Source organism: Rugamonas aquatica, assembly GCF_009380215.1.
In the GTDB taxonomy this organism is placed as follows: Bacteria; Pseudomonadota; Gammaproteobacteria; order Burkholderiales; family Burkholderiaceae_D; genus Rugamonas; species Rugamonas aquatica_B.
Window position 1 is genome coordinate 55,646 of sequence record NZ_WHUG01000007.1, and the last position, 14,488, is coordinate 70,133.

General features: G+C 59.8%; 11 protein-coding genes. 9 read left to right on the forward strand and 2 right to left on the reverse strand.

The genetic code is table 11. The features are described from left to right. The first annotated feature begins 3 nt into the window (after positions 1-3). Positions 4-1,014, forward strand: coding sequence for a response regulator (locus tag GEV02_RS18010; RefSeq protein ID WP_152839291.1), 1,011 nt, complete (start codon positions 4-6; stop codon positions 1,012-1,014). Between the two features lie 101 nt (positions 1,015-1,115). Here the strand turns inward: GEV02_RS18010 and GEV02_RS18015 are convergent, their stop codons facing one another. Then, a complete protein-coding gene (locus GEV02_RS18015; RefSeq protein ID WP_152839292.1) occupies positions 1,116-3,653 on the reverse strand; it encodes an ABC transporter permease in 2,538 nt (845 codons plus the stop codon). Between the two features lie 9 nt (positions 3,654-3,662). Beyond that, positions 3,663-4,670 (reverse strand): adenosine deaminase, encoded by a 1,008-nt coding sequence (locus tag GEV02_RS18020; RefSeq protein WP_152805920.1) that lies wholly within the window; start codon positions 4,668-4,670, stop codon positions 3,663-3,665. Between the two features lie 496 nt (positions 4,671-5,166). Between GEV02_RS18020 and GEV02_RS18025 the strand changes: the two genes are divergently transcribed. The 8 genes from GEV02_RS18025 to GEV02_RS18060 all read left to right on the forward strand — a co-directional run bounded on the left by GEV02_RS18025 (position 5,167) and on the right by GEV02_RS18060 (position 14,407). Then, complete coding sequence (locus tag GEV02_RS18025; RefSeq protein WP_008451431.1) at positions 5,167-7,089, forward strand: PrkA family serine protein kinase; 1,923 nt, start codon at positions 5,167-5,169, stop codon at positions 7,087-7,089. Positions 7,090-7,202: 113 nt separating this feature from the next. Continuing rightward, positions 7,203-8,471, forward strand: coding sequence for a YeaH/YhbH family protein (locus tag GEV02_RS18030; RefSeq protein WP_008451433.1), 1,269 nt, complete (start codon positions 7,203-7,205; stop codon positions 8,469-8,471). A 12-nt stretch (positions 8,472-8,483) separates the two neighbouring features. Further along, a complete protein-coding gene (locus tag GEV02_RS18035; RefSeq protein ID WP_008451434.1) occupies positions 8,484-10,034 on the forward strand; it encodes a SpoVR family protein in 1,551 nt (516 codons plus the stop codon). 506 nt (positions 10,035-10,540) lie between these two features. Then, positions 10,541-11,200: an energy transducer TonB gene (locus GEV02_RS18040; RefSeq protein ID WP_152839293.1), complete on the forward strand. Its 660-nt coding sequence runs from the start codon at positions 10,541-10,543 to the stop codon at positions 11,198-11,200. Between the two features lie 86 nt (positions 11,201-11,286). After that, a complete protein-coding gene (locus GEV02_RS18045; protein WP_008451436.1) occupies positions 11,287-12,189 on the forward strand; it encodes a MotA/TolQ/ExbB proton channel family protein in 903 nt (300 codons plus the stop codon). Between the two features lie 6 nt (positions 12,190-12,195). Further along, the gene (locus GEV02_RS18050) at positions 12,196-12,624 is read left to right on the forward strand and encodes an ExbD/TolR family protein (protein WP_008451437.1); all 429 of its coding nucleotides are present in this window, start codon (positions 12,196-12,198) and stop codon (positions 12,622-12,624) included. Positions 12,625-12,683: 59 nt separating this feature from the next. Then, positions 12,684-13,112: an ExbD/TolR family protein gene (locus GEV02_RS18055; RefSeq protein WP_008451438.1), complete on the forward strand. Its 429-nt coding sequence runs from the start codon at positions 12,684-12,686 to the stop codon at positions 13,110-13,112. A gap of 71 nt (positions 13,113-13,183) precedes the next feature. Beyond that, positions 13,184-14,407 carry a tetratricopeptide repeat protein gene (locus tag GEV02_RS18060; protein ID WP_235922826.1) on the forward strand — a complete coding sequence of 408 codons (1,224 nt, stop codon included), beginning with the start codon at positions 13,184-13,186 and terminating at the stop codon, positions 14,405-14,407. Positions 14,408-14,488: the final 81 nt, after the last annotated feature.

A 14,488-nucleotide genomic window follows, 5' to 3' on the forward strand; every position in this document is an offset into this window, starting at 1 on the left:
CACATGCATCTTCCCGTCTATTCCCATCCCACGCTGACCGTGCTGGTCGACGACAGCGACTCCTTCCTGCGCAGCCTGTCGTTCCAGCTCGATCCCATGCTGGCCAGCCAGACCTTCCACGACACCACCACCGCGCTGCAGTGGCTGCGACAGGGGTCGCCATCGGGCTGCGTGCCGCTGCACGTCAACTTCGACATGCACAACCTGCCGGCCGACCAATGCAATGTGGCGCTGGACCTGGAGCGCATCTACCGCATCGGCGAGCAGCGCCAGCGCTTCGCCACGCCGTCGGTGCTGGTGGTGGATTATTCGATGCCGCAGATGAACGGCCTGGAATTCTGCGCGGCGGTGGAGCATCTGCCCTGCAAGAAGATTTTGTTCACCGGCGCGGCCGATGAAAAGATCGCCGTCAGCGCCTTCAACCGCGGCCTGATCGACCGCTACATCAAGAAGAGCGACGACCACGCGCTCGACATCCTGGAGCTGGAAATCGCCGCCCTACAGCGCGACTACTTCGACACCCAGTCGGAAACGCTGCGCGAGCTGGTGCTGCTGCATAACTACCACTTCCTCGGCGATCCCGCGCTGGCGCGGCTGGTGCGAGAGCTTAGCGCGCGCATGGGCTTTGTCGAGCACTACATCTTCCCGAATCCGACCGGCATCCTGTTCCTCGACAAGCACGGCAAGGCCAGCCTGATGATGATCGAAACGGAACAGGGCATGTATGCGCAGTACGAGATCGCGCGCGACAGCGACGCGCCGCCGTCGCTGATGGATGCGCTGCTGGAACGGCGCGTGCTGCCGTTCTTCTCCGATCCCGACGGCGACGGCATGTACTCGCGCCGCGTCGGCGAGAGCTGGCACCGCTACTGCGCGGCGCCGCAGATATGCCAGGGCCGCGAGACCTACTACTGGGCGCTGTTCGACCTGCCTGCGCACTACTTCGACCAGCGCCCCTATTCCTACGACGAGTTCCTCAAGGAGCGGGCGGCGCTGGACAGCATCGCCGCCTAAAGCGGCTGTTTCAAAGCGCTCGCAGCGAGGCGCGGCGACGAAGACAGTGCGCTAGCACGGCGAGGCGCTGCAACGAAGCTGTGGGCGTTTTGAAACGGCCGCTAAGCTTCGCGCAGCGTTTGCAGCGGCGGCTGGCGCAGCACATTGCGCAGGCCCAGCCAGCCGCCGGCGATGGCGCACAGCGCGCCCGCCACCAGCCCGACCAGCCACACGGCGGGGCTGAAGCTCCAGGCGAACTTGAACTGGTAGGTAGCCAGCGCCCAGCCCATCGCAGCCGCACCGCTGGCCGCCAGCACGCCGGACAAGGCGCCCACCAGCGAAAACTCGATCAGCTGCGCCTGCGACAGCTGCCTGCGCGTCGCACCCAGCGCGCGCAGCAGGCCGGATTCGCGGGTGCGCTCGTCCTGCGATCCCATCAGCGCGGCATACAGCACCAGCACGCCGGAAGCCAGCGTGAAGACGAACAGGAATTCAACCGCCGTCACCACCTGGTCCAGCACCGCCTGCACCTGCCGCAGCAGGCCGCCGACATCGACGATGGTCAGGTTGGGATAATCACGCGTCAAGGCATTCATCACCGCGCCCTGCCCTTGCGGCAGATGGAAGGCGGTGATCCAGCTTTGCGACACTTCCGTCATCGCCGCCGGGTTGATGATGACGAAGAAGTTGACCCGCATCGAACCCCACTCCAGCTTGCGCAGGCTGGTGATGGTGGCGTCCACCGGCGTGCCGGCGATATCGAAGCGCAGTTTGTCGCCCAGCTTCCACTTCAGCGTTTTGGCGATGCCCTCTTCCACCGAGGCTTCCGGCGCGCCCGGCTTGTCGGCGAACCACTGGCCGGCGCTGATCTTGTTCTCGGCCTGCATCTGCGCCATGGTCGACAGATTGAACTCGCGGTCGGCCAGGCCCCTGGCGCGGTCGTCGGTGTAGGTTTCTGCGGTGACGGGCTTGCCGTTCACCGCGGTCAAGCGGCCGCGTATCATCGGATACTGCGGCGCGTAGCTCACTCCCGCCGCCTGCAAGCGCTTGGCGATATCGGCCGCCTGCTCCGGCTGGATGTTGATGATGAAGCGGTTGGGCGCATCCGGCGGCGTGGCGTTGCGCCAGGCCGTCATCAGGTCGCCGCGCACCACGGTCAGCACCAGCAGCGCCATCATGCCCAGCGCCAGCGAGACGATCTGCACCACCGTCGCCCCCGGACGGCGCTGCAACGAGCTGATGGCGAAGCGCCAGCTTTGATGGTTGATCGCGCGCCGCAGCGGCTTGAGCGCGGCCAGCGCGGCCCATCCCACCAATCCGAACAAGGCGAAGGCGCCCAGGAAGCCGCCCGCCGTGTACAGCGCCAGTTGCACATCGCCCGCCTGCCACAGCAGCAGTCCGACGAAGCCGGCCAAGCCCAGGCCATAGGTGGCCAGCGCTGTCACTTGCGGCGGATCCTGCTCGCGGCGGATCACGCGGTTGTGCGGCACTTTGCGCAGTTGCAGTATCGGCGGCAGCGCGAAGGCGGCCAACAGCAGCATGCCGGTGGCTACGCCTTGCAGCGCCGGATAGATGGTCGGCGCCGGCAGGCTGGCCGAAACCAGCTTGCCCAGCACTTCCAGCAGCACGTAATGGCCGCCGAAGCCAACCGCCACGCCCATCGCGCTGCCGGCCAGGCCGACCATCAGGAATTCGATCAGGTACATCAGCGTGACTTCATTCTGCGTCAGGCCCAGGCAGCGCAGCACGGCGCAGGCATCCAGGTGACGCTGCATGAAGCGGCGCGCGGCCATCGCCACGGCCACCGCCGCCAGCATCGCCGACAGCAGGCCGACCAGCGACAGGAAGCGGTCGGCGCGGTCCAGCGTGGCGCGCATTTCGGGACGGCCGTTTTCCAGCGACTCGACGCGCACGCCCTTGATATTGTTTTGCTTGATCTGCGCTTGCAGCCACTGCTCATAAGCCGTGGCGACTGCCGCGCCGTTTTGCAGCGACGACGGCGCCGCCACCAGCAAGCGATAGGACACCCGCGATCCGGGCTGGATCAAATTGGTAGCCTCAACGTCGCCAAGCGCGAACATCACGCGCGGCGCGAAGGCCAGGAAGTTGGCGCCGCGGTCAGGTTCGGATGCGATCAGCTGCGCCACGGTGAAGCGCTTGTCGCCCAGTTTGATCTGGCCGCCGACGGAGGTCTTCAGGCTGCCCAGCAGGCCGGCGTCTATCCACACCGTACCTGGTGCGGGCACGCTGTTGGCGGCCGTGCCGTAGCTTTGCTCGGCCTGTTCAGGGTTGGTGGTGATCTTCAGCTGGCCGCGCAGCGGATAGCCGGGACCGACCGCCTTCAACGACGCCAGCAAGGACGTCGATTGCTCGCCCTCGCCCGCCTGCGCCATGCTGGGGAAGCTGACCGTGTCGGTCATCAGCAGCCCGCGCCGCTCAGCCTCCGCGCGCCAGGCCGGGTTGACCGGCAGGTCTGCATTGATGACGACGTCCGCGCCCAGCAGCTGATGGGCATCGCGATCGAGACCGCTGCGCAGGCGGTCGATGAAAAATCCGGTGGCGGACAAGGCGGCCACCGCCACCGTCAACGCGATCAGCAGGAAGCGCAGCTGGCCGGCACGCCAGTCGCGCAACGTCATCTTCAAGGCAAGTTTGAGCATGGAGGTTTTCTAGAGGGCTGCGAAATACGCGTCGACTTCATCGAGGAACTTCTGCTTCTGCTCCGCCGGCAGGAAGGCCGCCGAGAAGCTGTTGCGCGCCAGGCGCTGCGCGTGGGACAGGCCCAGTGGCAAAGCCTCGAAGGTGGCGACGAAGTTGGCGTTCATGTAGCCGCCGAAGTAGGCCGGGTCGTCCGAGTTCACGGTAGCGACGATGCCTGCATCGAGCAGCTCCAGCAGGTTGTGCTGCTCCATGCGATCGAACACGCACAGCTTGACGTTGGACAGCGGGCACACCGTCAACGCGATCTGCTCGCGCGCCAGGCGCTGCGTCAGCGCCGCGTCTTCCAGGCAGCGCACGCCGTGATCGATGCGCTCGACCTTCAGCACATCGAGCGCGGTTTCGATATACGCCGGCGGACCTTCCTCGCCCGCATGCGCGACCAGGTGGAAGCCCAGCTCGCGGCACTTGGCGAACACACGCGCGAACTTCTCCGGCGGATTGCCGACCTCCGACGAATCGAGGCCGATGCCCATGTACTTGTCGCGGTAAGGCAGCGCCTCTTCCAGCGTGGCGAAGGCATCTTCCTCGGACAGGTGGCGCAGGAAGCTCAGGATCAGCGTGGCGCTGACCGGGCTGTCCTGGCAGGCGCGGTGGATGCCGTCGATCACGGTCTTGATCGGCACGCCGCGCGCGGTGTGGGTCTGCGGATCAAAGAAGATCTCGGTGTGGCGCACATTGTCTTCCTCGGCGCGCTTCAGGTAGGCGGCGGTCATGTCGTAGAAGTCCTGCTCCTGCAACAGCACGCTGGCGCCTGCGTAGTAGATGTCGAGGAAGGACTGCAGATCGGTGAACGCATACGCGGCGCGCAGCTCTTCCACCGAGCCGTAGGCCAGCTTGACGTTGTTGCGCTGGGCCAGCGCGAAGATCAGTTCCGGCTCCAACGAGCCTTCGATATGGATGTGCAATTCGGCTTTCGGCATCTGCTGCACTACCGTGCGCAATTGTTCGTTCAACATTATTCTTTTTCCCTCTGACGGTTGGCTGGATCAACGCATCTTAGCGCATGGCGCGGGAGTGCGACAGCGGCCGCCAAGTTGCGGCAAAATTTATCTGTTTGAGGCGCGATCAGCGCGGCGCGCACAAGCGTGATACTGTGGCATAAATGAGCTAAAAAAGTGCCTGAAAAATCATTGAAAGACGACAGTTTTTATCAAAAATAACCTTACAAATCAATTGCTTACATAAGAGTATTAACGATATTACGACATATCTTTTGACTTCCGGCACCAATAGCGCAATAATCAATTTCATAGACGTAAGAAGCGTTACGACCAACACATAAAAGCCGTCAACCGGCGATGAAGCCAGCTCACCGGCACGGGCAATCCGTGCCATACAAAAGAAGCTGGTCATAAGAAAAATAATACGAAAAGGGGTATGCACAGACCAGGGCCAGGGCAAGCGAACTGCCAGTGACCCGTGACACGCAGGTTTACATTAAAGGACATCCAAATGACCATTTTTGACAACTACGCCGCACGGTACGAACGGACCAAAGAAGAAGAGATGTCCATGAAGGAGTATCTCGAACTTTGCAAAAAAGATCGACTCACCTACGCCAGCGCGCCAGAGCGCATGTTGGCCGCCATCGGCGAACCAACACTGGTCGATACCCGCAACGACACCCGGCTGTCACGCATCTTCGCGAACAAGGTCATCAAAATATATCCGGCATTCCGCGAGTTCTACGGCACCGAGGAAGTGATCGAACAAGTGGTGTCCTACTTCCGCCACGCCGCGCAGGGGCTGGAGGAACGCAAGCAGATCCTGTATCTGCTGGGGCCTGTGGGCGGCGGTAAATCGTCGATCGCCGAGAAGCTCAAGTCGCTGATGGAGCATGTGCCCTTCTATTGCCTGAAAGGCTCGCCGGTCAATGAATCGCCGCTCGGCCTGTTCAACGAAGAAGAGGACGGCGTGATCCTGGAAGAGGACTACGGCATCCCGCGCCGTTATCTGCGCAACATCCCCAGCCCATGGGCGGTCAAGCGCCTGCACGAATTCAACGGCGACATCAACCAGTTCCGCGTGGTCAAGCGCTATCCATCGGTGCTGAAGCAGATCGCCATCTCCAAGACCGAACCGGGCGACGAAAACAACCAGGATATTTCTTCGCTGGTCGGCAAGGTCGATATCCGCAAGCTGGAAGATTATTCGCAGGACGATCCTGATGCCTACAGCTACTCGGGCGGCCTGTGCCTGGCCAACCAGGGCTTGATGGAATTCGTCGAGATGTTCAAGGCGCCGATCAAGGTGCTGCACCCGCTGCTGACCGCCACGCAGGAAGGCAACTACAAAGGCACCGAGGGCTTCGGCGCGATACCGTTCGACGGCATCATCCTGGCGCACTCGAACGAGTCGGAGTGGAAGACTTTCAAGAACAACCGCAACAACGAGGCTTTCCTCGATCGTATCTACATCGTCAAAGTGCCGTACTGCCTGCGCGTGACCGACGAGATCAAGATCTACGACAAGCTGGTGGCCAACTCCTCGCTGTACCAGGCTCCATGCGCGCCCGGAACGCTGAAGATGATGGCGCAGTTCGCGATCCTGTCACGACTGAAGGATCCGGAGAACTCCAGCATCTTCAGCAAGATGCTGGTCTACGATGGCGAGAACCTCAAGGATACCGATCCGAAAGCCAAGTCCATGCACGAGTATGTCGACTATGCGGGCGTCGACGAGGGCATGAACGGTCTGTCGACACGCTTTGCCTTCAAGATCCTGTCCAAGGTCTTCAACTTCGACAATACCGAAGTGGCGGCCAATCCGGTGCACCTCTTATATGTGCTGGAGCAGCAGGTCGAACGCGAGCAGTTCCCGCCTGAAACCGAACAGAAGTACTTCTCGTATATCAAGGAACATCTGGCGCAGAAATACGTGGAGTTCATCGGCAAGGAAATCCAGACCGCCTATCTGGAATCGTATTCGGAATACGGCCAGAACATCTTCGACCGCTATGTGACCTTCGCCGACTTCTGGATACAGGATCAGGAATACCGCGATCCGGATACGGGCGAAAGCTTCGACCGCGAATCGCTGAACAACGAGCTGGAAAAGATCGAGAAGCCGGCCGGGATATCCAATCCCAAGGATTTCCGCAACGAGATCGTCAACTTCGGCCTGCGTGCCCGCGCCAACAACGGCGGCAAGAATCCGGCCTGGACCAGCTACGAGAAGTTCCGCACCGTGATCGAGAAGAAGATGTTCTCCAACACCGAGGAACTGCTGCCGGTCATTTCGTTCAACGCCAAGGCCAGCGCCGAAGACGCCAACAAGCACGCCGACTTCGTCGCCCGCATGGTGGAGAAAGGCTATACGGCCAAGCAGGTGCGGCTGCTGTGCGAATGGTATTTGCGTGTGAGGAAGTCGTCGTAAAGCGGCGTCATTCCCGCGCAAGCGGGAATCCATGCTGAGCTGGCCAGGACGCTGAGCATGGGTTCCCGCTTTCGCGGGAACGACGGTGGCCGACAAATAGCAGGAGGCATCTTTTGACTTACCTCATCGACCGACGTTTGCAGGGCAAGAACAAGTCTGCGGTCAACCGCGAGCGCTTCTTGCGGCGCTACAAGGCCCAGATCAAGGACGCGGTGGGACGTGCCATCAAAGGCCGCTCCATCACCGACATTGAGAATGGCGAAAAAGTCTCCATCCCGGTCAAGGACGTGGGCGAGCCCTCGTTCGGCCACGCCCATGGCGGCGTGTGGGAAACCATCAACCCGGGCAACCAGGAATACCTCAAGGGCGACCTGATCAACCGGCCCAAGGGCGGCGGCGGTTCCGGCCGCGGCAAGGCCGGCAATAGCGACCAGATGACCGAAGACGATTTCATCTTCGAACTGTCGCGCGAAGAATTCATGAACTACTTCTTCGAAGACCTGGAACTGCCCAACCTGGTCAAGACCCAGCTGACCGCCACCACCGAATTCAAGAACCAGCGCGCCGGCTACAATATGTCGGGCACGCCGTCCAACATCCACGTGCTGCGTTCGCTGCGCGGCGCATTGGGACGGCGCATCGCGGTCGGCGGCAGTTCGCGCAAGCGCGTGATCGAAGCCGAACGCGAGCTGGAGGAGCTGCTGCTGGACGGCGAACCGCTGGACGCGCCGCGCGTGGTCGAGCTGAAAAAGCTGATCCACCATCTGCACACGCGGCTGCTGGCCATCCCCTTCATCGACCCGTTCGACCTGCGCTACAGCAACCGCGTCAAAGTGCCCAAGCCGATGACGCAGGCGGTGATGTTCTGCATCATGGACGTCTCCGGCTCGATGGACGAAACCCGCAAGGATACGGCCAAGCGCTTCTTCATCCTGCTCTACCTGTTCCTCAAGCGCGTGTACGACAAGATCGAAGTCGTGTTCATCCGCCACCACACGGCGGCGGCCGAGGTCAACGAGGAAGAGTTCTTCCACTCGCGCGAATCGGGCGGCACCGTGGTGTCGTCGGCGCTGAACCTGCTCGACAAGATCATCGACGAACGCTACGGCGCCGGCAGCTGGAACAGCTACGTCGCCCAGGCCTCGGACGGCGACAACTGGGACAACGATTCGGTGCTGTGCCGCCAGCTGCTGGTCAACACCATCATGGCCAAGGTGCAGTACTACACCTACGTCGAGATCACCGACGGCCCGCCGCAAAACCTGTGGGAGCAGTATTCGCAGATCCCCGACCACCATCCGCATTTCGCCATGCAGAAAATAGTCACGCCGGCCGATATCTATCCGGTGTTCCGTGAACTGTTCAAGAAACAGCCGAAATAGGCAGCCGACATCATGAACGATATGACGCATGCACCTGCCCCCAAGCCGCGCCATCCGCGCGCCCTGCCTGAACAGTCGGAATGGACCTTCGAACTGATCGAGCAAGCCCACCAGGAAATCCGCCGCGTCGCCGAAGCCTTCGGGCTCGATACGTATCCGAACCAGCTGGAGATCATCACCGCCGAGCAGATGATGGACGCCTACACCTCGGTCGGCATGCCGGTGTCGTACAACCACTGGTCGTTCGGCAAGCATTTCCTGTCGACTGAAAAAGGCTACAAGCGCGGACAGATGGGCCTGGCCTACGAGATCGTCATCAACTCCAATCCCTGCATCGCCTACCTGATGGAGGAGAACAGCCTGACCATGCAGGCGCTGGTGATCGCGCACGCCGCTTACGGCCACAACTCCTTCTTCAAGGGGAACTACCTGTTCCGCACCTGGACCGACGCCGACGCCATCGTCGACTACATGGTGTTCGCCAAGAACTACATTGCCGAGTGCGAGCAGCGCCACGGCATCGACGCGGTCGAGTTGCTGCTCGATTCCTGCCACGCGATCCAGAACTACGGCGTCGACCGCTACAAGCGGCCGGCCAAGCTGTCGATGGCGCAGGAGCGCGCGCGGCAGAAAGAGCGCGAAGCCTATGTGCAGTCGCAGATCAACGAGCTGTGGCGCACCCTGCCCCGCCGCGAGGAAGAGGAAGAGGAAAAGGCCGCGCCGCGCTTCCCGCCCGAGCCCGAAGAGAACCTGCTCTACTTCATCGAGAAATACGCGCCGCTGCTGGAGCCCTGGCAGCGCGAGATGGTGCGCATCGTGCGCAAGATCAGCCAGTACTTCTACCCGCAGCGCCAGACCCAGGTGATGAACGAGGGCTGGGCCACCTTCTGGCACTACACCATCCTCAACCAGTTGTACGACGAGGGTGTGGTGGCCGACGGCTTCATGATGGAGTTTTTGAAGAGCCACACCAACGTCGTCTACCAGCCGCCGGTGAGCAGCCCCTACTACAACGGCATCAACCCGTACGCGCTGGGCTTCGCGATGATGACCGACATCCGCCGCATCTGCGAGCACCCGACCGACGAGGACCGCGAATGGTTCCCGGACATCGCCGGCAGCGACTGGCGCAAGACGCTGGACTTCGCGATGCGCAATTTCAAAGACGAAAGCTTCATCGCCCAGTACCTTTCGCCCAAGCTGATACGCGAATTTCATTTCTTCGCCGTACTGGACGACGACAATAACGAAAAACTGGCAATCTCCGCCATACACGATGACCTGGGCTACCGCTACGTGCGCCAGCAGCTGGCCGAGCAGTACAACCTGGGCAATCGCGAACCGAACATCCAGGTGTGGTCGGTCAACACCCGCGACGACCGGGCGCTGACCTTGCGCCACACCCAGTTCCAGCGGCGGCCGCTGAACCAGCAGGCCGGCGAGGTGCTCAAGCACGTGGCCAGGCTATGGGGCTTCGATGTGCACCTGGAAACCGTGGGGCCGAACGGCGAAATCGTCAGTTCGCTGGAGGTCAAACGCGAGAAACGGGGGCGCGGAAGTTGAACAACATATATATAAGGCTTTTGCCGTAGCTGGGCATGGGTCTTGCAAGGGATGAATCGGGGTCAGAGGAGCCGCTCTGGCCCCGGTTTTTTTAGCGAATGCATGCCGTTAGACAGAAGTCAACAGCTTTCGTCACTGGCATGTAGAGTGTTTCTCGCAAGAATTTCATGAAAGAAACATTTGCGGCCAAATTATCAATTGTTCGTAGTAAAATTACGCGCATAATATTCCGTTTTTGGGCTTAAGGGAAAACTAAGTAATGTCGTGGTGCGTCCCGCCCCAAAATTGCGCCGGAGAGTCTTGTAAATTGAGCTAGAACGGTGCAAAGGGAGCGCTACCACATAGGAAAACCCTATGAAATTTAACCGGTTTTAGGGATGAAAATTCTATGTAAAATCAAGAATTCGTATGTATAATTCGCCGACGTCCCGGATGCGGCTGTTGTTTTGTGTCGCCATTTTGGGGTTTAGTAGCAACAAAAAGAGTTGGTATTGGAGAAAGCAGGCATGAATTTCACGCACAACGAGAAAAGCACCGGGAAGAACTTTACAGGCATTACCATTGTCGTTTTGTTGCACCTCCTGGTTGCTTATGGGATCGTGACGGGCTTGGGTAAACGTCTGGTGAGCAAGATGATCGCACCAGTGGAGACCAAGATCATTGAGGAGGTCAAACCTCCTCCACCGAAAGAACTCCCACCGCCACCACCTCCGCCAGAGATGAAAGCGCCACCACCGCCATTCATCCCGCCAGTTGAGGTGAACGTGCAGCAGCCGCCGCCGCCGCAAAACACGATCGCGAATGCGACCAACGTCAAGCCTGCGACGAATGAACTGCAAAAAGCGCCACCGGCACCACCGGCAGCGCCACCAGGACCGGCTAAATCGGTGAACGTAGCTGCTGTAGCTGACTTCAGCACTTGCGCAAAACCGGAGTGGCCAAAATCCTCCCTGCGTAACGAAGAAACCGGTACGGTCACGTTATCGTTCTTGATTGGAACCGACGGCCACGTCGCCGATTCCAAAGTCATCAAATCCAGTGGTTTTAGGGACTTGGACAAGGCCGCTTTGAATGGTATCGGTAAATGCCGTTTCAAACCGGGTCTGACCGACGGGAAACCGACGGAAGCGTGGATGCAGATGCAATACGTCTGGACGCTGGAGTAAAACCGAGGCGGCAGTTAAGTCTCACTTAGTAATTTTCGTTGTCATTACGTTCAGCGATCTGATTATTTTATCAATTTGGAGGAAGCATGTTTAAGAATACCCGTTTGTCCGCTGTACTGGCCGCTGTGCTGTTTTCCGTGACCGCAGCCACCGCCCTGGTAAGCGCCCCAGCCTTCGCTGACGCGCCAGCCTCGGCAGCCGCTTCGGCACCAGCAGCCGCTCCAGCAGCGGATGCGGCGCCAGCAGCACCGGCAGCAGAAGCTCCAGCTGCCAAAGGCGGCAAAGAAGAAGTGGACAATCCTTACGGCTTCGAAGCTGTATGGAACGGTGGTTTCGTATCGCGCGGCACCCTGATCATCCTGTCGCTGATGTCCATGGGTTCGTGGTACATCATCATCACCAAACTGATCGACCAGATGAAAATCTTCAAACAGTCGAAAGAAACCTCGGCCAAGTTCTGGAAAGCCTCGTCGATCGCTGCTGGTTCGGCAGCCCTGAAAGACGGCTCGCCATTCCGCTTCATCGCTGAAACCGGCACCAAGGCTACCGTGCACCACGACGGCGCCCTGCTGGAACAGATCGACCTGTCGACCTGGGTGACGATGTCGATCCAGCGCGCTGTTGATAAAGTTCAATCGCGTCTGCAAGACGGCCTGTCGTTCCTGGCAACCGTTGGTTCGACCGCACCGTTCATCGGTCTGTTCGGTACCGTTTGGGGTATTTACAATGCACTGATCGCCATCGGCATGTCGGGTAACGCATCGATCGACAAAGTTGCAGGTCCAGTGGGTGAAGCGCTGATCATGACCGCTTTCGGTCTGTTCGTTGCAGTTCCTGCCGTTCTGGGTTACAACTGGCTGGTGCGTCGTAACAAAGCCGCAATGGAAGACGTGCGTTCGTTCTCCGCTGACGTGCACTCGGTACTGATCTCGGGCGCCATGTCCACCAGCGAAGCTGGCCGTGCCGCCGGCGCTAAAAAGATTGGATAATTAATCATGTCGATGTCCGTAGGCTCCGATAGCGGAGACGAAGATCAAGTCATGTCAGAAATCAACACGACGCCCCTCGTGGACATCATGTTGGTTCTGCTGATTATCTTCCTGATCACGAGCCCGGTTGTTCTGAAGCTGATTCAAATCAAGCTGCCAGAAGAAACCAACCAGGTTATTCAGACCAAGCCGGAAGATGTCAACATCGTTGTAAGCAAGGATGGCGACATCTACTGGAATCAGAAGAAAATGCGCGACGCGAATGAGTTGTTCGATTTTCTGAAGGTGGAAGCAGTGAAGTTGCCTCAGCCGGAAGTGCATGTTCGTGGCGACCAAGAAACTCGCTACGAATCAATCGGCAAGGTTATTTACACTACCCAGCGCGCTGGTATTCAGAAGGTCGGCTTCATCACCGAACCGCCTGATAAGGGTTAATGCCCGAATAGTGCATCGCAGGCCTGGAGTCCGGGCCTGCCCTTCTTAAAGGAAACACCATGAGTATGAATGTCGGCTCCCCAAGCGGTGGCGCGGATCCGGAACCAATGATGGAAATGAACATGACGCCCCTCATCGATGTGATGTTGGTGCTGATTATCATGATGATCATTACGATTCCGAAGGCAAACCACTCGGTCAACCTGAACATGCCGGTCGGCACCCCGCCTCCGCCTGTCAAGGAACCTGTGGTGATCACGATTGACGTCGACTTCGACGGTACGATTCTGTGGGATAACGCTGTCATTCCTGACCGCGGCACCCTGGAAGCGAAACTGACCGATGTCGCAGCGCAAGCTGACCAGCCGGAAGTGCATCTGCGTCCGAACAAGCTGGTATCGTATAAAGTCGTGGCAGGCGTGATGGCTGCGGCCCAGCGTCTCGGCGTGACCAAGATTGGCCTGGTCGGCAACGAACAGTTCCAATAATCAGTTCTATGTTCAACGATAGGCAGGACCATTCCTGCCTATTTCGCATTTTGATGAAAGAAAACTTACCCATGACCAAGTTTCGTCTCGCTCATCTCGGCCTGGTAATGGCCGCTATTGGTTTCACAGCAGCAGCTCCTCTGGCAGGTTTTTCCTCGGTTGCCTACGCGGCCGACGCGGTGCGTGCTGAAATCGGCAAACCATTGCAGGAAGCGCAGAAACTGGCTGCGGCAGGCAAGAACAAAGAAGCACTGGCCAAACTGAAAGAAGCCGACGCCGTCGGTGGCAAGACCCCGAATGAAACCTACCTGATCGAACGCACCCGCGCTTCGGCCGCTACCGCCGCCGGCGATAACGACGCCGCCGCCCGCGCCTTCGAAGCAGTGATCAATTCCGGCAAGCTGTCCGCTGCCGAAGCCCCGAAATTCTCCGAAGCCCTGGCCGGCATCTACTACCGCGCCAAGGACTACCCAAAAGCGATCACCTGGTTCCAGCGCGTGCTGAAAGACAATCCAGGCAATACCCAGGCGCATGAATACCTGACCCAGATCTACTACACCTCCGGCAAGTACGCCGAAGCGGCCAAGGAACTGCAAGGCTCGAAAAACCTGAGCGAAGCCCAACTGGGCATGCTGGCCAACATCCAGCTGAAGCAGAACGACAAGGAAGGCTACGTCCAGACCCTGGAAAAGCTGGCCGGTTCGTATCCTAAGAGCACCTACTGGGCCGACCTGCTGAACCGCGTATCGGGCAAGCCTGGCTTCGCCTCGTCGCTGTCGCTGGACGTGCTGCGCCTGCGCCTGGCCAACGGCCTGCTGACCAAGCCGAACGAGTACATGGAAATGTCCCAGCTGTCGCTGCAAGCGGGTAACCCTGCCGAAGCGATCAAGATCATCGACCAGGGCTACAAGAAAGGCGCGCTGGGCACCGGCTCCGACGCCGCCCGCCACCAGCGCCTGAAAGACCTGGCAGCCAAGACCCAGACCGAGTTCGACGCCAAGCAAGCCGCGATGGAAGCCGAAGCCGTCAAGAACAAGGACGCCGACGCGCTGGCCAACATGGGCTACGCCCTGGTTTCCGCCGGCAAGGCCGACAAGGGCCTGCCACTGCTGGAACAGGCTGTGAAGCTGGGCACCGCGAAAAACCCTGAAGCCGTCAAGCTGCATCAGGGCATCGCCCAGTCCATCGCCGGCAAGAAAGCCGCCGCGCTGGCGACGCTGAAATCGGTCAAAGGCAAGGACGGCGCCGCCGACCTGGCCCGCTACTGGACCCTGAACATCAATCACCCGATGTAATCGTCTGATTCGATGCGCAAAAGCGCTGTCCGGCCCCGCGCCGGACAGCGCTTTTTTTATGCTTTGCCGCTGCTTTTCCCG